This is a genomic window from Methanosarcina barkeri str. Wiesmoor (assembly GCF_000969985.1).
GTDB lineage: Archaea > Halobacteriota > Methanosarcinia > Methanosarcinales > Methanosarcinaceae > Methanosarcina > Methanosarcina barkeri_B.
The window spans coordinates 3,811,053-3,834,817 of the sequence record NZ_CP009526.1; the positions used below are offsets into that span (position 1 = coordinate 3,811,053).

Genomic DNA, 23,765 nt, shown 5'->3' on the forward strand with positions numbered 1-23,765 from the left:
TCCGCGCAGGTAGACTGAACCCCCTATGAAAAATAGGAGAAACGAAAATATGAACAAACATACATTGAAAATATTTCTAATTTGTGTGACATTGCTCCTGGTGGCGGCTGCTCAGCCGGCACTGGGATCCGACTGGGCTCAGTTCCAGAAAGAGATTCACAACACTGGTGTAACTGCGGACAGAGCCCCTATATCTGACCCGACGAACTGCTCGCTTTCCTGGAATTACAGTATGGGAGGGAATATCGATGTGACTCCGGTAGTAGCCGGGGACATAACGTATGTTGTGGCGAGTAACAACCACCTCTGTGCCTTTAACAGAACCACAGGTACTCTATTATGGGAAGAATCCACAAGTGGAGGCGGATTCCTGCTGGGAAATTTGGCGGTTGGAAATGGCATCATCTTTGTGCCAACCGTCAACGGGAAGATTTTTGCTTTTGACGCAGAAACAGGAAGTCCGAAGTGGAATAAAACCCTGAGCAGTAAACAGCTCGATACTCCTATTACTTATTCTGATGGCAAAATCTACTTCGGAGAAGCGATGGGTGGACGCAAGTATTACTGCCTGGATGAGGCCGGCAACGAAGTCTGGAATCGTACAGCAACGACCCAGAACAGTGGGCAGGGGTCCTACTACTGGGCAGGAGCTGCCGTAATTGGAGACAGCCTCGTATATGGAGATGATGACGGGCACCTGGTTTCCGTGAATAAGGATACAGGAACTAACATTGCCGAAATCAATGTTTCTGAAGAGTTCGGGATAACCTGTAAAGAAATAAGGTCCTCGGTCCTCTATGTCGAAGAACTGAACAGGATATACTTCACATCCAAAGGCGGATACTGCTATGCTCTTGGTTTCAACGTGACAGATGGGACTTTTAACACCTCTGATAAACACATAGCAAATATCGGATATTCTACCTCAACTCCCGCTTATTACAATGGGCGAGTTTACGTGGGTGCAGGTGGAATGTATGGAGGAGGAAGCGGAATTTCCTGTCTTGATGCCAACCTTACTGACGAGATCTGGCACTACGCTGCAGGTGCGGTTCAGTCTTCCCCTGCAATCTCTACATACTACGACGATGGGGATGGAGAGGTCTATATCTATTTCACAGTAAACAGTGCTACAGGTGGTGTGTTCTGTCTCAAAGACTACACAGGCTGCACAAACCCGGAGCTTGCCTGGAGTTATGCAGATGCCAGCAAAACAGCTTATACCCTTGCAGGAGCCGTAATCTCAGATGGGTGGATATACTATGGGACCGACAAAAGGTACCTTTTCGGGTTCACAACCGAGGAAGAACAAACCCCCTCAATTCCCGTAGCTAACTTCAGTGCAAACCCGCTTTCCGGTAGTGCTCCTCTAACAGTCCAGTTCACGGACCTATCCTCAGGCTATGGAATAACTTCCTGGGCCTGGGACTTTGATTCAGACGGAACCGTGGACTCAAACGAGACAAACCCGAGCCATATCTATAACAGCACAGGAACTTACACCGTCAGCCTGACGGTCACAGGTGACGGGGGTTCCGACACCGAAACAAAAACCAACTATATTACGGTAAGCGAAACGGTTACTGAATCCGGATGGTCTCAGTTCCAGAAAGACAGCTCTCATACCGGATACACATTCAATTCTGTCCCAACCCAGGACCCGGAACTCCTCTGGCAGAATCTGACTTCTTCGGAGCAGGAACCCTGCGGGAGCGGAGGCATAAATGTCCCGCCAGTGATTTCCGGAAATACGGTTTTCGTAACTGCCGGAAACGCTTCTGTCTGGGCATTTAACAAAGAGACCGGAGACCTTATCTGGTCAAAGGAACTTGGCGGAGACCTGACACAAACCTCGACCCCCGCCATCGGGAACGGAACACTGTTTGTCCCTACCATGGAAGGAAATCTCTACGCTTTTGACCAGGAAAACGGAAACGAGCTCTGGAAAGCACACGTAACCGACGGCAACCTGGAGTGTCCAATCACATATTCTGACCACAAACTCTACATCGGAGACGGGCTTGAAGGAGGAACCGGAACCAAATACTACTACTGCTACGACGACAGCGGAAACCTTGTCTGGAAGCATGAAAACAATAACATGTCAGGTTTTCTCTGGAGCGGGGCAGTAGTTGTCGGAAATTACCTGGTCTACCCGGTCTTCGAAGGTAAAATGGTCTGCCTCGAAAAAGATACAGGTACACGTAGATGAGGTTGACTTCAGCAAGAGTTCCGACATCTCTTTTGCACTTTCCGACCCTGGAATGTTCCGAAGCTCCGTAACTACGCTGAAGGTGCCCTGTACACCTCTTCGGAAAGAGGACAGGAAACAGGTTACTGCTTCAAAGTAGGGTTTAACCCTGATACAGGGCAGTTCCTTGATAGTGGATGGGCAACCTCAATTGGCTTTTCGACATCTACCCCTGTTGTGTATGATGGAAGAGTTTATGTGGGACATGGAGAACACGGCGAGACCGGGTCAATGTTCTGCCTGAACGATTCCGATGGAACTGTAATCTGGGAAACTCCGATTAGCGGAGGAGTAAAGTCTTCACCTGTTCTTTCGGTAGAGAATGGCGATCCGTACATCTATTTCACAGAAGCCATAGTTGACGGCTCGATTTACTGCCTGAACCCTGACGGGACCCTTGCATGGCACTACAACCCACCGGAGGATTCTGCATACACCCTGCAGGGTGCAGCTCTTTCCGACGGAAAGGTCTACTACGGAACAGATAATGGATACCTGTACTGCATCGGACAGGGCGAGGCTCTTCCTCCAGAAGCAAACTTCAGTTCGGACAAACAGACAGGTTCTTTTCCTCTGACTGTTTCATTCAAAGACAGATCCTTTAACGCCAACAAATTCCTCTGGGACTTTGGGGACGGAAACACTTCAACTGAAGTAAACCCGGTCCATACCTATACTGCAGAAGGTACTTACACAGTGACCCTTACCGTCCAGAACGAACACGGGACGGATAAAAAAGTTGCCGAAGACTACATTTACGCAGTCAAAGTTCCAACTACCTGGCCGGTTAAAAGAGGGGAGTCTATCCAGGCAGCTATTAATTCAGCCGATTCCGGAGACATCATCAAGGTATATCCCGGGGAGTATCACGAAGTCCTGACCATCGACAAGAATCTGACTCTAAAAGGCATCAAGGACCCTGTCCTGAACGCTTCGGGTTTCATAGACTCTTCAGGCGTAACCATAAGTGCTGACGGCGTTGAGTTCAGCGGCTTTGAAATTACAGGGACCGAAGAGATGTGCTTTGCAATTAACGTCAATGCAAAGAACGTACTGATAGAAGACAACCTTATAGATGACTGCGCCGAAGGGGTATGGTTACAGGGAACTGAAAACACTCTCCGGCAGAATAATATTTCCAACTGCTGGGACTTTGCAGCCGTGCTCGATAACACAGGAGACAACCGGATCTATAAGAACACCTTCATCAACAACAATGGCAGGAAGATGAGTGGTTCGAGTGACCATATTTCAGGAGGGGCAGGCTCATTCTTCCAGAGCTCCGAACCAGTAGAATATGTCTGGAATGGAACAAAACTGACAGGGTATATAGGTAATTACTACGATGACTACGCAGGAAGCGACTCAAACGGGGACGGTATAGGGGATACGGCTTACACTGCTGATGCAGGAACTGATAAGTACCCTCTGGTCCTTCCCTACTCAAATTATGTTGAAGAGCAGAAAAACGAGTCCATTCCTGAGAATTCCTGGTACCAGTTCCATGGAAAGGTTGACCACCTTGGCTACTCAGAAAGCGGGCCCAAGACCAATCAGACCGAGTGGATAAGTGAGGACATTGATGCAATCAGCAGTTCCTCCCCTGTTGCGGCCGGAGGAAAAGTCTTTGTGATATGCGGGACCGCAGGAATGGAAGAGAGCACGGAGGATATTCCCCAGTTAGTAGCCTTGGACGAATTTAGTGGAGATATTCTGTGGAACGTCAGCATTCCGAAAGCCGTATACGGTTCGTGGGCTTCCCCTGCTTATGATGACGGCATGGTCTTTACGGCCACTGGCCCCGAACTTGGCTGTTACGACGCAGAAACCGGAGAAAAAATCTGGTGTTTCAATGATACTGTGGGAAGTCAGGGTGCGGTTAATAGTGGACCTGCTATTGCGGATGGTATGGTAATCTTTAGCGATTGGGATGGAAGCCATTATTACTGTCTTGACGAATACACCGGATACTTGCTCTGGAGTTTTGAAGTCGTCGGAGATGCTCAGTCCGTCCCTGCATACGCGGACGGAAAGTTCTACCTGACAAGCTGGGGATATGGGACTTCTTATGCAGGCCATGCTTACTGCGTGGACGCAGTAACAGGAGATCAGGTATGGCACATTAATAATATAGAACAGAATTTCTGTGGATCCCCTGCTTATAAAGACGGGGTCCTCTACCTGACAACCTACAACTTCTACGGAGACGGAGACCTTCTTGCCCTGGACGCTGTTGACGGGAGCATAATCTGGCAGCAAAATATCGAAAGGACAGACTCAACTCCTGCATTTGCCTACGGAAATGTCTATGTTTGTGGAGGCTGCTCTGGTTTTTCCAATGTGCAGACCTACTGCTTCAACGCAAGTACGGGAGAAAAAGTCTGGGAAACCCCTTCCCTGACAGGAGAGAACGGGGGAATAGGAGGCTGGACATGTTCTGTTGCGGTAGCTGACGGGCTTGTCTACGTCGGAACCGAAGGCAACGGATACTTCGGTTACAATGACCTCTATGCTCTGGACGCCTTTACGGGAGAAGTAGCCTGGCACACTCCACATGCAGGATCTACCCCAGCACTTTCGGACGGTATGCTTTTCAGTATCGGAGCGGATCAGAAAGTCTATGCCTTCAAGGACTCTCTCTCTTCGCCTGTTGCTGACTTCTCTGCAGACATAACATCAGGTAATGCGCCATTGACAGTCAATTTCACCGACCAGTCCACAGGCACCGTTTCGTCCTATTCGTGGGACTTTAATAACGACGGAACTGTGGACTCAACTGAGCAGAACCCCTCGTATACATATACTTCAGCCGGTACTTTCACTGTCAACCTTACGGTTGCAAATGCAAACGGGACCGATTCCGAGGTAAAGACTGATTACATCACTGTATCTTCTACACCTGTAGAACCTGAGCCCGTTGCTGCATTCATAGCTGATGTGACCAGTGGTACTGTGCCTCTCATTGTCAACTTTATGGATCAGTCGACTAGCTCACCTACATCCTGGCTCTGGGACTTCGGGGATGGTACTAACGCTACCGAACAGAATCCAGTCCACACATACACGGCAACCGGTACCTACACTGTTAACCTTACGGTTTCCAACGAGGATGGAAGTGATTCTGAGGTGAAAACTGGGTACATTAAGGTCTCCAGTCAATCTTCAGCAAAGCCAGTAGCTGCATTTACTGCGTCGCCTACTTCAGGAAAAACGCCATTAAAGGTTAAATTTACTGACACAAGCACTGGCTCTCCAACTTCCTGGTTCTGGAAATTTGGAGATGGTTCAAAGTCATTCCTACAGAATCCGATTCATAAGTATTCAAAGGCAGGAACATATACTGTTAACTTGACAGTAAAGAATGCTAAAGGCAAGAACACGGTAACAAAAACAGAATATATAAAAGTGATTACAAAACCTGTGGCAAACTTTTCTGCGAATCCAACATCAGGAAAAGCACCATTAAAGGTTAAATTTACTGACACAAGCACAGGAACACCTGCTAAATGGATATGGGACTTTGGAGACGGATCAAAGTCATTCCACCAGAATCCTGTTCACAAGTATTCAAAGGCAGGAACATATACTGTTAACTTGACAGTAAAGAATGCTAAAGGCAAGAACACGGTAACAAAAACAGAATATATAAAAGTGATTACAAAACCGGTTGCAAACTTTTCTGCAAGTCCAACATCAGGAAAAGCACCATTAAAGGTTACTTTTACTGACACAAGCACAGGAATACCTGCTAAATGGAGATGGGACTTTGGAGATGGATCAAAGTCATTCCACCAGAATCCGATTCACAAGTATTCCAAGGCAGGAACATATACTGTTAACTTGACAGTAAAGAATGCTAAAGGCAGCAACACGGTAACAAAAACAGAGTATATAAAAATTACATAAAATTGTAACAAAAATAGTTGCTTAAAGGAAAAAGGAATGTATGGGAAAAGGAACGAAAGAACCAAGGAAAATAGAGAAAAACTTTCTCATATCGGCTGATTATGCAGGATCTGGGAATAAAAAAGGACAATAACCTTCTGGGAGGAGGCAGCCGAATAAGGCTGTTTTCCTCCTTTCTTTTTTGAAAATTAAATTTCAAAATTTATACTAAAAGAGATAGGAGAGAAATTGTTAGTCAACTGGCTAAGAATAATTAGCCAAAGATTTTTATCTATAGAACTCCAAAATAATCAATTAGTTCAATCAGATACAATTAGTTCAATCAGATACAATTAGTTCAATCAGATACAATTAGTTCAATCAGATACAATTAGTTCAATCAGATACATTTCAGGAAATATCAAAATTTCCGCAGCATATCTTCCAGATAAACTTTTAAAACTCCAGTTGTTCTGACACTTCAAAAAGGTCCGAAACCTTATCTGACTGCAATATGAAATTCAAAATGCAGACAGACTCTTCCGCTCAGACCAACTGACAACCCTATGAAAATACAGGAGGTCTTCAAAAAGATAAGAAATTGAATACTTATTTTTCTTTACACGGTTCTATGCCTGAATTTGTTCCATAAACTGGAAAGTCAGATGCGTTCTTCAGCAAAAATAGTCATCAGTAATCTATAATTTTTGCATAAAGAGTATTTTTAATTTTTAATTAGAGTCGTGTTTTATCAGATCAGCATTTTTCCGGATTTTGAAACGCTGTATCTTCTGCATGATCCCCGGAATTTCCAAAAACAATTACTATAAAGCCGGTTGATCCCCAAAAATCCGTAAGACTCAAAAACAGGAAAAAATCCAGCCTTTCCTGCTTTCTTCAAAAGTCCGAAAAATCCCTAAACCAAAAAATTCCCCCGTCCGATCAAACCTCCCTTTGAACATTCGGGAGACAGGATATTTCCGCGCAGGCAAGCTGAAACCCACTAAAAGTCCCAGAAAAATAGGAGAAATAAAACTATGAGTAAATTGAAAATATTAATGGTTTGTTTAACCTTGCTCCTGGTGGCGGCTGTTCTGCCGGCGCTGGGTTCAGACTGGCCTCAGTTCCAGAAAGACCAAGTACACAGTGGAATTACAGGAGACAGTGCTCCAATAACCGCCCCGAACTTGACTATATCCTGGGTGAATGATACCGTTATTCCTGCAGACAGGATGGCCGGAATTGACGCGAGTCCAATTGTGTATAATGGCTCTGTTTATGCGGTTACATCAGAAGGTAAGCTTTTCAAATACTCTCTGGATGGAACGGCAGCCGGAGGAAACTGGCCGGTTAGCTTTGTCACTAACCCTAATGATTGGGATTTCCAGCTTGCTACACCGGCAGCATGCAACGGTTATATCTATGTGTTGGATTCCGGGTCCCCGTATCGGACAGTTCCTCATGACGACCTCTATGCTATCAATGCAGATACAGGAGTAATTGTTGATAGGGTGAATATAACTGACTATAACTACACTCAGTTTAATACCCCAATTACTTGTAGCTGCGATGGCAAACACATTCTCTTCGGTTCTATGAACATTACCACAAATTATACGACCTGGGTCACGAGCTACCTTGATGGAGATTACTACTGTTACAATATCACTGACGTCAGTAATATTATACCGAGTTGGAGCCCCCATCATTCTTCAAACGGGTATTACTGGGCAGGTGCAGCAGTTATCGGGGATTATGCAGTATTTGGAAATGAATCCGGTGGACTTGTTTCGATAAACTATACAGGCTCAGTGGTCGATGAAGTCGATGCTTCAGATGTCTATGGCTTTGACGTGGGATCAATCCGTTCCTCTGTGACTTACAGCAATGAGACTGTGATTTCCGACGATGAGACCGGCAGGATCTATTTCACTTCTTATAATTCCTCTGTGAATGGAAGTTGCTATGCGCTAGGCTTCAATGCCACTACGGGTCATTTTATCACAGCTGACAACTGCAGCAGATTCATCGGATACAGCACCTCCACTCCCGCATATTACAACGGCAGGATCTATGTGGGCTCAAGTAACGGGCTCTATTGCTTGAACGCGACGACTCTACTTCCGATCTGGCCTACTCCCACTTCTGTAGGCGTTGTTCAGAGCTCTCCCGCAATATCAACCTTCTATGGTCTGGGCAACGAGTATATTTATGTCACCACAAACTCTCTACTCGGTGGCATCTATTGTGTGAACAGTAGTGGTGATGTAGTCTGGAATGGAACCTCCACCTATTACGACAACGACGAGTATGCAAGTCTAAGTCTGGCTGGAGCTGCCATTTCAGGTGGCAGGGTCTTCTATGGAAACGACGAGGGAGTTCTCCACGGCCGTGCCAACTATACTCTCTATGACTTTAGTGTTGGAGCTAGTGTGGATAAATGGGCTTACAAGTACCAAGTGAATCCTAATCCGCCCAACACTAACGTTGAACCAAATATAGAGTTCACCACCGGAGAATATGCAAACATTGCGGCAGATGACGGAATCTACGCATCTCATGAAACAACTACTGAGAATTATTCCGCTGCACATCGGTTTGTATTCAAGATTGATGACAATGAGAAGCCATGGATCACCGCTATCAATGTGGCATGGAATGGTAAGGCATGGCATGATACTGGAGATCCAGGTGCCACGCTGTACATCTGGAACGGCACAGGATATGAAGAACTGGATGATGATGCAAACAGTCAAGATGAATTTTGGTTGATTGGTGAAAAAACATCAAACATTAGTAATTACATTGACAGTTCGAACAATGTAACTATACTGGTTGTGCAGAACGATAAGGATGATGGAGAAGATGAACGTTCACACATTTGGACAGATTATGTTAAATTGGTGGCAACACCATAACATAATCCACTTTTCTTTTTTGGGAGTTCATTCTCCTTTGTAAATTTGCTGGCACTATTGCTTAATGCTACAGACTCTATTAGAATACGAGCTTTAAATTATTATTCATTGGTCATCGGTTAAGGAATTTTCTTGCCTGAAAGCTATCGATTTTGCATTAGAAGCCAGACTTAAATTTTGGCCTGTTTACATGAAATCGATACCCTGTTACAGCTCGTAATTTATTAAAATATTTGACAAATGTTGAGGAAATTGACGTAATTGTCACGATTCCTCACTTAACCGAAGACGCATAAATTATTATTCAGGGCTTTCAAAGATGTGCGAAGAATACGTCTGTTGATAACGAAAATCCGTAGTACCTAATAAAATATAGCGATTTTAAAAACAAAAAAATATTAAAGTTCGATAATATCGCTATCACACGGGCCATTTTTTTAATCAAAACAGGAACTGTACAGTCTATTGTTAGTGTTTTTTCACGATCCTTGAAATATGAGTTATTGAATATTCAACATTGAAAAACAGAAGGTGGTAATACGAAAAATATATTTTATTCTATTTTGATAATTGCATTATTAAGTGCAATAATGGTAATGTCACCGGCGTCGGCGAAGACCTGGAATGTAGACACATCGCAGGAAATCTTGGATGCCCTGAATAATTGTGCGGACGGAGATACTATCTTTGTCATGAATGGGGTATACGAAATAGGTGCTAATAAAAATATTCATGCACCGAATGTAACATTCATGGGTGAGAGCAGAGATGGAGTGATTATTAAGTCCAATAACCAGATATTAAGTGTAGGGGGAAATAGTGGGGCAGCACCAAATTGTGTGATAGAAAATTTCACAGGAATGGTACTAACGCAAATGTCCAATGGAATTTCAATCTCCTCTAATAGTCCGGGTTGTATAGTTCAAAATGTGGAAATTAACGTTCCAATCAACCCAATACGCATCGAAAGCAGTGAATGTATCGTCCGGAATTGTATTTTTGATGGTTGCTATAATACTGGTTGTCTTATTAAAGGAAAAAACGTAACTTTGAAGAATAATACAATTTCAAATACAACTTCAACTTATGCTCTATATCTCTATACAGACGCAACGGCTGTTATTGAGGATAATATTTTCAAGGACAATAATTGCAGAACACTTTACATAAGAGGAGAAAACTCCGCAGTTGCAAACAACACTTTTCTAAACAACCAGGGAGAAATAATTAGGTTTTATAAGTCAACTGCCACGAATAATACTATAACAAGAAACAATATAGCTTCAAATGAAGTTATTATAAATTTCAAGGATGCAGGTAATGGCAATAAAATATTCCTGAATAATTTCGTGAACAATTCTGGTGGTATGTCCGGTACACTTCCATCCGTAACTTACTGGAACTCCACCGAACCCATAGAATACACCTATAACGGTACAACTTACACCGGATACCTGGGCAACTTCTGGGGCACCGCCTATGATGAATCTGACGGTGACGGAAACGGAATCGGTGACTCCTCCTATACTGTACCTTCCAGTTTTGGTACTGACTACTCTCCCCTGATGTCTCCAAAAGAGAACTACGGGACTTCAGAAACGAACGGTTCTTCCTCAGCTCCATCTGCAGATTTTTCAGCAACTCCAACTTCTGGAACCGCCCCGCTTGCGGTTAACTTCACTGATCAATCTACAGGCACACCGACATCCTGGAAATGGGATTTCGGCGACGGTGCCGACTCTACCGAGCAGAATGTCTCACACACTTATACTTCAGACGGGACTTACACTGTCAACCTTAAAGTTTCCAATTCAGCCGGGAACGACATCGAAATAAAGAACAACTATATCACGGTAAACAACGAATCCGAGTGGCTTGAATTCCAGAAAGACAGCTCCCACACCGGATACACTTTCAGCTCTGCCCCAATCAAAGACCCAAAAGTCCTCTGGCAAAACCTGACTTCTTCGGAGCAGGAACCCTGCGGGAGCGGAGGCATCAATGTTCCTCCAGTGATTTCCGGAAATACGGTTTTCGTAACTGCCGGCAACGCCTCTATCTGGGCCTTTGATAAAGATACCGGCGCTCATATCTGGTCAAAAGAGCTGGGCGGCAGTTTAACACAGACAGCAACTCCTGCCCTTGGAGACGGAAAACTCTTTGTCCCTACCCTTGGAGGAGACCTCTACGCACTTGACCCTGAAAACGGAAGTGAGTTATGGAACACACATGTAACCGACAGCAGCTTTGAGTGTCCCCTTACTTATTCAGACCACAAGCTCTACATCGGAGACGGGCTTGAAGGAGGAAACGGAACCAAATACTACTACTGCTACGATGACAATGGTAGCTTCGTCTGGAAACACGAAAACACAAACACTGCAGGCTTTATCTGGAGCGGGAGCGTAGTTGTCGGAAATTACATGGTTTACCCGGTTTTCGAAGGTAAATTGGTCTGTCTCGATAAGGATACAGGAACCTTTGTAGATCAGGTTGATTTCAGTAACAGTTCCGATGTCTCCTTTGCACTAACCGATCCGGGCATGTTCCGAAGTTCAGTAACATACGCTAACGGCGCCCTGTACACATCCTCGGAAAGAGGACAGGAAACCGGTTACTGCTTCAAAGTCGGTTTTGATCCAGATACAGGCCAGTTCCTGGACAGCGGCTGGGCAGCTTCAATAGGTTTCTCGACCTCGACCCCGACCGTTTATGACGGCAGGGTCTATGTAGGACACGGAGAACACGGCGAAACCGGATCCATGTTCTGCCTGAATGATTCTGACGGATCGGTAATCTGGAAGACTCCGGTTAGCGGAGGAGTCAAATCTTCACCTGTCATTTCTATTGAAAACAACGAGCCCTACATCTACTTCACCGAAGCTATCTCTGACGGCTCAATTTACTGCCTGAACCCTGACGGAACCCTTGCCTGGCACTACAACCCACCTGAGGATGATGCATATACTCTGCAAGGGGCAGCCCTTTCCGAGGACAAGGTTTACTACGGAACCGATAGCGGATACCTCTACTGCATCGGCCAGGGCGAAGCCCTCTCTCCAACAGCCAATTTCAGTTCGAACAAACAGACAGGTTCTTTCCCCCTAACGGTCTCCTTCAAAGACAGGTCTTTTAACGCCAACAAATTCCTTTGGGATTTCGGGGATGGAAATACTTCAACCGAAGTAAACCCTGTCCATACCTACTCTGCTGCAGGCACCTATACCGTGACCCTTACCGTTCAAAACGAGCATGGGACGGACAAGAAAATTGCTGATGACTACATTTACGCAGTAAGAACCCCGGTTACCTGGCCTGTCAAAAGCGGGGAGTCAATCCAGACAGCAATTAATGCAGCAAGTTCAGGAGACATAATCAAGGTATATCCAGGGGAATATCACGAAGTCGTGACCATTAACAAGACCCTGACTCTCAAAGGCGTAAGAGACCCTATCCTTAACGCTTCGGGTTTCACAGGCACTTCAGGCGTAACCATCAGTGCTGACGATGTTGAGTTCAACGGATTTAAAGTTACGGGAACCGGAGAAAAATGTTTTGGAATCAGTGTGTCCGCAAACAATTCTTCGATAGAAGATAACATCATAGATAACTGTGCCGAAGGGGTGGCGTTCATGGGGACCGGAAACATCCTTCAAGGAAACACTATTTCCAACTGTTGGGACTCTGCTGCCATGCTCGATAACACCGGAGGTAACAGACTCTACCAGAATACTTTCATCAACAACAGCGGAAAGAAGACTGGAGGTTCAAACAATCACATCTCCGGTGGTTCAGGTTCCTTCTTCCAGAGTTCCGAGCAAGTAGAATACCTGTGGAACGGACAAAAACTGACAGGATACATAGGCAATTACTATGACGACTACACCGGAAACGATTCAAACGGGGACGGAATCGGGGATTCGGCTTACGCTGCTGATAAAGGAACCGATCAGTACCCTCTGGTGCTCCCTTACTCAAACTACGTTGAGCAGGAAAACAGCTCTATCCCTGAAAACTCCTGGTTCCAGTTCCATGGAAAGATTGACCACCTTGGTTACTCCGAAAAAGGGCCCAAGACCAACCGGATCGCATGGGTAAGTAAGGACGTTAGTGATGCTACCCTCAGTTCCTCGCCAGTGGTTGCCAAAGGTAAAGTCTTTGTGATCTCCGGTGGAGCAGGAATGGAAGAAGAGACGACAGGTGTTGTTCAGTTAGTAGCCCTGAACGAGTCTACCGGAGACACAGTCTGGCATACCAGTATCCCGAAGACCGTACTTGGTTCCTGGGCTTCTCCTGCCTATGACAATGGCAGGGTCTTTACGGCCACCGGCCATGAACTTGGCTGTTATGATGCCGAAAACGGAGAAAAACTCTGGTGCTTCAATGATACTGTGGGAGCGGGTGCAGTTAATAGCGGACCTGCTATTGCGGACGGTATGGTGATCTTTAGCGACTGGGACGGAAGCCATTATTACTGTCTTGACGAGTATACCGGAGATTTACTCTGGAGTTTTGTAGTGGAAGGAGATGCACAGTCCGTACCTGCTTATGCCGATGGGAAATTCTACCTGACAAGCTGGGATTCCGGGGCCTCCAGACAGGGTCATGCTTACTGTGTGGATGCAGTAACCGGGAAACAGATCTGGCACATTGATGTCGAACAGAACTTCTGCGGGTCTCCTGCCTACAAGGACGGAGTCCTTTACCTGACAACCTACAACTTCTACGGGGCAGGAGATCTTTTTGCCCTGAAAGCAAGTGACGGCAGCGTAATCTGGCAGCAAGTTATCCCAAGGACAGATTCAACTCCTGCTCTTGCCTATGGAAATGTCTACATTTCCGGAGGTTATGTCCAAGGGGGAACCCTCTGTTTCAATGCGACTACAGGCGATTCTGTCTGGTCAAACCCCCCATACATAGGAGACTGGCCTTGGTCGGTAGCTGTTGCCGATGGGCTCGCTTACGTTGGAGGTTATGCTTTTGATGCTTTCACAGGTGAAATTGTTTGGTCTACTCCTTCTGGTGGCTCTACTCCTGCGCTTTCGGATGGTATGCTTTTCATTATAGGAGACGACAAGAAAGTCTATGCCTTTAAGGACTCCTCCGTTTCACCTGTTGCCAATTTCATTGCAGATGTGACGGTCGGCGAAGCGCCGCTAGCAGTACAGTTCACCGATACTTCATCAGGTTCTCCTGCTTCCTGGGCCTGGGACTTTGAGAACGACGGCACTGTGGACTCAACTGAGCAGAACCCCTCGTATACCTATAATGCAGCTGGTAACTACACTGTCAACCTTACGGTTATAAATGCAAACGGGACAGATTCCGAGGCCAAGACAGATTATATCACCGTATCGTCTACACCTGTAGAACCTGAACCCATTGCTGCGTTCACTGCTGATGTGACCAGGGGTACTGTTCCTCTTACTGTCAATTTTACGGACCAATCCACAGGTACACCGACCTCCTGGCTCTGGGACTTCGGAGACGGTACCAATGCTACCGAGCAGAATGTTTCACACACGTACATATCAGCCGGTAACTATACTGTCAATCTCACGGTTGCAAATGCTGACGGTAACGATTCTGAAGTAAAGACTGATTACGTTGTGGTAAGTGAACCACTGCCTGGAGCTCCGGTTGCAAACTTTACTGCAAATGTAACAACCGGTACAGCACCACTGACCGTAGAATTCACAGATATCTCGACTGGCTCACCGACGGGCTGGCAGTGGGATTTCAACGATGATGGGATAATTGACAGTACTGAGCAGAATCCAGTTTACACGTATTCAACAGTAGGTAACTATACCGTCAACCTTACTGTTGTCAATGCTGACGGTAACGATTCTGAAGTAAAGACTGAATACATTGTGGTAAGTGAACCATTGCCTGGAGCTCCGGTTGCAAACTTTACTGCAACTCCGACGTCTGGTAATGCTCCTCTCACTGTCAACTTTACGGATCAGTCAACTGGCAATATCTCATCCTATGCATGGGACTTTGATAACGATGGAACAGTTGACAGCACTGAGCAGAATCCGATATACACGTATTCTGTAGCCGGTACTTACACTGTCAACCTTACGGTTTCCAATGAGGATGGAAACGATTCTGAGGTAAAAACTGAGTACATTATCGTAAGTGAACTACTTCCTGGCGCTCCGGTTGCAAACTTTACAGTCAATAAGACCAGTGGAAAGGCTCCACTTGACGTTCAGTTTACAGACGCTTCAACTGGTAATATCTCATCCTATGCATGGGACTTTGATAATGATGGAACTATAGACAGTAACGAACAGAGTCCTTTGTATACCTACGCTTCAGCCGGTACCTACACTGTCAATCTTACGGTTGCAAATGCTAACGGTAACGATTCGGAGGTAAAAACCGGGTATATTAAGGTCTCCAGTCAATCTTCAGTAAAGCCAGTAGCTGAATTTTCTGCGTCGCCTACTTCAGGAAAAACACCATTAAAGGTTAAATTTACCGACACAAGCACTGGCTCTCCAACTTCCTGGTTCTGGAAATTTGGAGATGGATCAAAGTCATTCCACCAGAATCCTGTTCACAAGTATTCAAAGGCAGGAACATATACTGTGAACTTGACAGTAAAGAATGCTAAAGGCAAGAACACGGTAACAAAAACAGAATATATAAAAGTGATAACAAAACCGGTTGCAAACTTTTCTGCGAATCCAACCTCAGGAAAAACACCATTAAAGGTTAAATTTACTGACACAAGCACAGGAATACCTGCTAAATGGAGATGGGACTTTGGAGATGGAGCAAAGTCATTCCTTCAGACTCCGGTTCACAAGTATTCTAAGGCAGGAACATATACTGTTAACTTGACAGTAAAGAATGCTAAAGGCAAGAACACGGTAACAAAAACACAATATATAAAAGTGATAACAAAACCAGCTGCAAACTTCACCAGCAGCGTTACATCAGGAAAAACGCCATTAAAGGTTAAATTTACTGACACAAGTACAGGAATACCTGCTAAATGGAGATGGGACTTTGGAGACGGATCAGATTCATTCCACCAGAACCCGGTTCACAAGTATTCAAAGGCAGGAACATATACGGTTAACTTGACAGTAAAGAATGCTAAAGGCAAGAACACGGTAACAAAAACACAATATATAAAAGTGATAACAAAACCTGTGGCAAACTTCACCAGCAGTGTTACATCAGGAAAAACGCCATTAAAGGTTAAATTTACTGACACAAGCACAGGAATACCTGCTAAATGGAGATGGGACTTTGGAGATGGATCAAAATCATTCCATCAGAATCCGATTCATAAGTATTCAAAGGCAGGAACATATACTGTTAACTTGACAGTAAAGAATGCTAAAGGCAAGAACACGGTAACAAAAACACAATATATAAAAGTTATATAAAAATTGTAATAAAACCAGTTGCTTAAAGGAAAAAAAGGAATGTATGGGAAAAGGAACGAAAGAACGAAGGAAAATAGAGAAAAACTTTCTCATATCCAGCTGATTATGCTGGTTCCGGAAACAAAAAAAGGATGATAACCTCTAGGAGGAGGCGGCTAAATAAGGCTGTTTTCCTCCTTTCTTTTTTGAAAATTAAATTTCAAGATTTATACTAAAAGAGATAGGAGAGAAATTGTTAGTTAACTGGCTAAGAATAATTAGCCAAAGATTTTTATCTATAGAACTCAAAAATAATCAATTAGTTCAATCAGATACAATTAGTTCAATCAGATACATTTCAGGAAATATCAAAATTTCCGCAGCATATGTTCCAGATAAATTTTTAAAACTCCAGTTGTTCTGGCACTTCAAAAAGGTCCGAAACCTTATCTGACTGCAATATGAAATTCAAAATGCAGACAGGCTCTTCCGCTCAGACCAACTGACAACCCTATGAAAATACAGGAGGTCTTCAAAAAGATAAGAAATTGAGTACTTATTTTTCTTTACACGGTTCTATGCCTGAATTTGTTCCATAAACTGGAAAGTCAGGTGCGTTCTTCAGCAAAAAATATTCATTAGTAATCTATAATTTTTGCCTAAAGAGTATTTTTAATTTTTAATTAGAGTCGTGTTTTATCAGATCAGCATTTTTCCGGATTTTGAAACGCTGTATCTTCTGCATGATCCCCGGAATTTCCAAAAACAATTACTATAAAGCCGGTTGATCCCCAAAAATCCGTAAGACTCAAAAACAGGAAAAAATCCAGCCTTTCCTGCTTTCTTCAAAAGTCCGAAAAATCCCTAAACCAAAAAATTCCCCCATCCGATCAAACCTCCCTTTGAACATTCGGGAGACCCGATATTTCCGCGCAGGCAAGCTGAAACCATTAAAAGTCCCAGAAAAATAGGAGAAATAAAACTATGAATAAATTGAAAATATTAATGGTTTGTTTAACCTTGCTCCTGGTGGCGGCTGTTCTGCCGGCGCTGGGTTCAGACTGGCCTCAGTTCCAAAAAGACAAAGTACACAGCGGAGTTACAGGCGACAGCGCTCCGATAGCCGACCCTAACTCAACTATATCCTGGCAACATGATCACCCTGTTCCTTCCGGAGGTATGGGCGGGATTGACGAGAGTCCAATTGTGTATAATGGCTCCGTATATGCCGTTATAGCAGGAGGCAATCTTACTAAATATTCTCTGGATGGAACGGCAGCCGGAGGAAACTGGCCGGTTAGCTTTGTCACCAACCCTGATGATCTTGATTTTCAGCTTGCTACACCGGCAGCTAGTAATGGGCATATTTTTGTGGTAGATACCGGATACAACAGGTCTCTAGATTATGACCTCTATGCTATCGATGCAACTACCGGAAGTGTATCTGGAAGGGTGCATGTAAATAACTCTACAGGCATTCAGTTTCTTACCCCAGTTACCTATGTAGAAGCCAGCAATGGGAGTAAATACGTTTTATTCGGTTCGGGGAACATGAGTGGCTGGACAATGCATGAAGGAGAGTACTACTGTTACAATGTCACTGACCCCGCCAATATGGAGATATGTTGGAATTATTCATCCCCAACAGGGCATTACTGGGCAGGTGCAGCAGTCATTGGAGATTATGCGGTTTTTGGAGATGATGCCGGCAATCTTGTTTCGATAAACTATAAGACGGGCGCGACTGTCAATGTAATCGACGCTTCAACGGTTTATGGCTTTGATGTGGGAAAAATCCGCTCGTCTGTGACTTACAGCGATGATGAGACCGCGATATTCAACAATGAGACCGGCAGGATATATTTCACTTCTTTTAATTCCACTGTTAATGGAAGTTGCTATGCGCTAGGCTTTAATGCCAGCACCGGTTCGTTCGTCGAAGACGACAATTGGAGTTCTTACATAGGATGCAGCACTTCCACTCCCGCATATTACAATGGCAGGATCTATGTGTGTAACTATACCATCGATTACTCTATTCCTATTTATGAAGGTAATCTCTGGTGCCTTAACGAGTCCAATGGACATGATGATATCTGGAGTAATCCCGCTTCTGTAGGCCCTGTTCAGAGCTCTCCAGCGGTATCAACTTTCTATGGTCCGGGAAACGAGTATATCTATGTCACCACAAACTATCCAACCGGCGGCATCTCCTGTGTGGATAGCGACGGAACTGAAGTCTGGAACGAAACTTCATCAGGAAGCAATCTCTACAGTCTGGCTGGAGCAGCCATTTCAGGCGGCTGGGTCTTCTACGGAAATGACAATGGATATCTCCACGGTCTTGCCAACTATACCCGCTACGACTTTAACGGAAGTACGGATATGTGGGCTTACAAGTACCAGGTGGATACCAAGCCTCCCAGCACTGCTACGGACCCGGCTATAGAGTTCTCGTCTGCCGAATATAATGCCATCAAAACGGATGACGATACTACTTACGCATCTAGCCAAACAACTACTGATAGTTATTATGCTGCGCATCGGTTCGTGTTTAAGATTGATGACAATGAGGAACCGTGGATCATATCCAACAATGGTTCTATCAATGTGACTTGGAACGGTAAAGCGTATTATAGTGTTGGTGGTACAAACGGTGCCACGCTGTACATATGGAACGGCACGGCATACGAATCTCTAGATGACGACGCAAATGGTGTGAACGAATTTTCGTTGATTGGTGGAGTTACATCGAACATCGGCAACTACATTGATGGTTCAGGAAATGTGACCGTGCTGGTTGTACAGAAGGATGAACAATCAAGCACTCCACCACCAGCAAAAGTATCACATATTAAGACAGATTATGTTAAACTGGTGGCAACACCATAACATAATCTTTTTTCTTTTTCCCCGACTTTCCGCAGGTGTGACAAGAAGCTATGGTGTGAATTGCAGAAACGCTACCTTTTCCATTTGAGGTAATCCTATTGTGACATGCATAAATGGTAACTTTTGTGTGGTGAAGTTGAATAAGCAAAATTGCCCAAAAGATCCCTTCTGGAAATATATCCTATATTCGACATGTCGACATAATAATTTAAACATTTTTCTTGATTCTGTTTTTGAATTAATAATCTCTAACTGAAATCAGTTGATAACGTTTACATATACTTGAAATTTTGGCTATACCAGCAACCAATATGCTGGGACTCGTACCAAATTATATGATGCTAGAAGAAATAAAAGTGAGGAAGTAAGGTATGAAAAAAATACATTATGTTTGTATGGTTGCACTGTTGAGCACAATGATGCTGGCGGTTGCACCGGCATCGGCAACGACCTGGGATGTAAGCACGGTTTCTGAATTGCAGAATGCAGCGGCAAATGCAGGTGAAGGTGACACAATTTTTGTGCATAATGGAAACTATACGCTTACAAGCACCCTTTATCTTTACAAGTCAAATATCACATTCACAGGAGAGAGCAAAGAAGGAGTAGTCCTCCTTAGAGACAATGATTTCATTACTATAGGTAGCAATGGTGGACCAGCACCCGGATGCATAGTTGAGAATATGACCTTACTAGGCGATATAACATCTACTAGTGGTGTGTTTGGTATCAGTGTGCGTTCTCCTGACTGTACATTAAGAAACTTAATTTTACGCGATATTCGCGATTGTGCAGTTATATCCTCTAACTCCGAAGATTGTAGTGGCCTTATTATAAGCAACTGCACATTTGACAACTCCGGGACCGAAAATTTTGCAATCAGTATTCTAGCCACCAATTCGATCATCGAGAATAATGTTATAAAAAATAATCAGTATGCTTATGGCCCCCTTTGTGTTCAAGCTCAAAACGTAACGGTTTCAAACAACCTTTTCATGAATAATCCATATGCCTTTTATCTGGTTTACGCAGATAACTCATTAGTCTCTGGAAATAACATGGTGTCAACTGGAAATATTCTCATATATGACCCCGGGGAAGCTATAGTATGGCAGCTCAATAATTTCAGTGAAAGTATTGTGTCAAACGAATGGGCCGGGCCATTACCATCCGTAACTTACTGGAACTCCACCGAGCCAGTAGAGTACACCTACAACGGTGCGACCTACACCGGTTACCCGGGCAACTACTGGGGTGCTGCTTACACAGGCACCGACGCTGATGGCAACGGGATAGGAGATACGCCTTACGAAGTACCCGGCGGTTTAGGCACTGACTATTCCCCACTAATATCTCCAAAAGAGAACTACGAGATCCTGGAACCCCCTGTCGCCAACTTCAATGCAGCCCCACTTTCCGGAAATGTACCTCTCGCAGTCCAGTTCACAGACCAGTCCACAGGCAGTGGGATTTCAAGCTGGACCTGGGACTTTGACGGGGACGGAAACGTGGACTCAACCGAGCAGAACCCGAGCCACACCTACAACAGCACAGGGACTTACACAGTCAACCTGACGGTCACAGGCCAACTGGGTTCGGACAGCAAAACAAAGGCTGACTGTATCACCGTAAGAGAACCGGCAGAACCTCCCATCGCTGACTTCAGTGCAGACCCCCTTTCCGGACCTATACCCCTGGAAGTCCAGTTCACTGACCTTTCCACAGGCGAAGGGATAGACAGCTGGAGCTGGGACTTTGATTCCAACGGAACTGTGGATTCCACAGAGCAGAACCCCACCTTTACTTACAGTGAAATCGGCAACTACACCGTAACCCTGAACGTTACCGGAACAGGCGGAAGCGACAGCAAAGTAAAGGCGGATTACATCGTAAGCGAAGAAGCCGAACCCGCATTCCCGACTGCAGGCTTTTCGGCCAGCGCCAGAGACGGGGCAGTACCTTTCACGGTCAAATTCACCGACAGTTCAGAAAACACCATTGACTGGGCCTGGGACTTTGACGGGGACGGAAACGTGGACTCAACCGAGCAGAACCCGCTTTACACCTACTACACGGAAGGCAACTACACCGTCAAATTGACCGCAAGCAACGGAAACGGCAGTGATGTCCTGGAAATTCCGGACATGATCACGGTTGCTTCGGAAAGGCCCGCACCTCCTGATGACTCCTGGTACCAGTTCCACGGAAAGGTTGACCACCTCGGTTACTCCGAAAACGGACCCAAGACCAACCGGACCGAGTGGATAAGTGAGAGTGTTACTGATGCTATCGGCAGTTCTTCTCCTGTTGTGGCTGAAGGGAAGATCTTTGTGATCTGCGGCGGAGCAGAAATAGAAGAAGAAACGACAGGCATCGTTCAGTTAGTAGCCCTGAACGAGTCTACAGGAGACATAGCCTGGAATACCAGTATCCCGGAAACCGTATACGGTTCGTGGGCTTCCCCTGCTTATGATGACGGCATGGTCTTTACAGCAACCGGCCCTGAACTTGGCTGTTACAACGCCGAAACAGGAGAAAAAATCTGGTGCTTCAATGATACTGTGGGAACTCTGGGTGCGGTTAATGGCGGGCCTGCTATCGCGGACGGGATGGTGATCTTCAGTGACTGGGACGGGCACCATTATTACTGTCTTGACGAGTACACCGGATACCTGCTATGGAGTTTTGTAGTGGTAGGAGACGCTCAGTCCGTACCTGCCTATGCAGACGGGAAGTTCTACCTGACAGGCTGGACTTACACGCAGGGGTATGCTTACTGCGTGGACGCGACAACCGGGGAACAGCTCTGGACAATTAATGTCGAACGCAGCTTCTGCGGGTCCCCTGCCTATAAAGACGGGGTCCTCTACCTGACAACCTACAACTTCTCTGGAGACGGTGACCTCTTTGCCCTGAACGCTACGGACGGGAGCATAATCTGGCAGCAGACCGTCCAGAGGACGGACTCGACCCCGGCTCTTGCCTATGGAAATGTTTATGTTAGCGGAGGGTGCAGTGGTTTTAGCGACAAGGAAACCTACTGTTTTAATGCGACTACAGGCGAACCTGTCTGGTCAATCCCCTCAATCGGAGACTGGACCTGGTCGGTAGCTGTCGCCGATGGGCTCGCTTATGTGGGAGGTTATGCTCTGGATGCCTTTACAGGGGATGTCGTCTGGAATTCTCCTTATGGCGGCGGTACTCCGGCACTTTCAGACGGTATGTTTTTCAGTATAGGGAGCAGTAAGAAAGTCTATGCCTTCAAGGACTCACTCTCTTCACCTATTGCCAACTTCTCTGCAGACATGACATCAGGCAATGCACCATTGACAGTCAATTTCACCGACCAATCCACAGGTACACCGACCTCCTGGCTCTGGGACTTCGGGGATGGTACTAACGTTACCGAGCAGAACCCTGCTCACACTTACACTGCAACCGGTACCTACACTGTCAACCTTACGGTTTCCAACGAGGATGGAAGCGATTCGGAGGTAAAAACTGGGTACATTAAGGTCTCCAGTCAATCTTCAGCAAAGCCAGTAGCTGCATTTTCTGCATCTCCTACTTCAGGAAAAACACCATTAAACGTTACCTTTACTGACACAAGCACTGGATCCCCAACTTCCTGGTTCTGGAACTTTGGAGACGGGTCAAAGTCATTCCTACAGAATCCGGTTCACAAGTATTCTAAGGCAGGAACATATACTGTTAACTTGACAGTAAAGAATGCTAAAGGCAAGAACACGGTAACAAAAACACAATATATAAAAGTGATAACAAAACCTGTGGCAAACTTTTCTGCGAGTCCAACATCAGGAAAAGCACCATTAAAGGTTACTTTTACTGACACAAGCACAGGAATACCTGCTAAATGGAGATGGGACTTTGGAGACGGAGCAAAGTCATTCCAACAGAATCCGATTCATAAGTATTCTAAGGCAGGAACATATACTGTTAACTTGACAGTAAAGAATGCTAAAGGCAAGAACACGGTAACAAAAACAGAATATATAAAAGTGATAACAAAACCTGTGGCAAACTTTTCTGCGAGTCCAACATCAGGAAAAGCACCATTAAAGGTTACTTTTACTGACACAAGCACAGGAATACCTGCTAAATGGAGATGGGACTTTGGAGATGGATCAGATTCATTCCACCAGAACCCGATTCACAAGTATTCAAAGGCAGGAACATATACTGTTAACTTAACAGTAAAGAATGTTAAAGGCAGCAACACGGTAACAAAAACAGAATATATAAAAATTACATAAAATTGTAACAAAAACAGTTGCTTAATTCTCTGCAACTCAAACATCTAAAAAACTTCATAAGCGATAGGATTTGCTGACAAAAGTACAGGCTCACCAACTTCCTAGAAATGGAGTTTTTTAGATGGAACAACTTCAATAGAAAAAAATCCAGAACGTC

6 protein-coding genes are annotated in these 23,765 nt (G+C 45.0%); all 6 read left to right on the plus strand.

The annotated features are described in order from the left end of the window. Positions 1–49 precede the first annotated feature (49 nt). Positions 50–2,212 (plus strand): outer membrane protein assembly factor BamB family protein, encoded by a 2,163-nt coding sequence (locus tag MSBRW_RS23620; protein WP_230669798.1) that lies wholly within the window; start codon positions 50–52, stop codon positions 2,210–2,212. 87 nt (positions 2,213–2,299) lie between these two features. Next, positions 2,300–6,157, plus strand: a complete 3,858-nt coding sequence (locus MSBRW_RS23625; protein WP_268990322.1) for a PKD domain-containing protein — start codon at positions 2,300–2,302, stop codon at positions 6,155–6,157. A gap of 1,016 nt (positions 6,158–7,173) precedes the next feature. Next, positions 7,174–9,054, plus strand: coding sequence for a PQQ-binding-like beta-propeller repeat protein (locus MSBRW_RS15715; RefSeq protein ID WP_011306788.1), 1,881 nt, complete (start codon positions 7,174–7,176; stop codon positions 9,052–9,054). Between the two features lie 590 nt (positions 9,055–9,644). Further along, positions 9,645–16,463, plus strand: a complete 6,819-nt coding sequence (locus MSBRW_RS15720; RefSeq protein WP_011306787.1) for a PKD domain-containing protein — start codon at positions 9,645–9,647, stop codon at positions 16,461–16,463. 963 nt (positions 16,464–17,426) lie between these two features. Continuing rightward, complete coding sequence (locus tag MSBRW_RS15725) at positions 17,427–19,334, plus strand: PQQ-binding-like beta-propeller repeat protein (protein ID WP_011306786.1); 1,908 nt, start codon at positions 17,427–17,429, stop codon at positions 19,332–19,334. A gap of 371 nt (positions 19,335–19,705) precedes the next feature. Continuing rightward, positions 19,706–23,608: a PKD domain-containing protein gene (locus MSBRW_RS15730; RefSeq protein WP_011306785.1), complete on the plus strand. Its 3,903-nt coding sequence runs from the start codon at positions 19,706–19,708 to the stop codon at positions 23,606–23,608. Positions 23,609–23,765 lie beyond the last annotated feature (157 nt).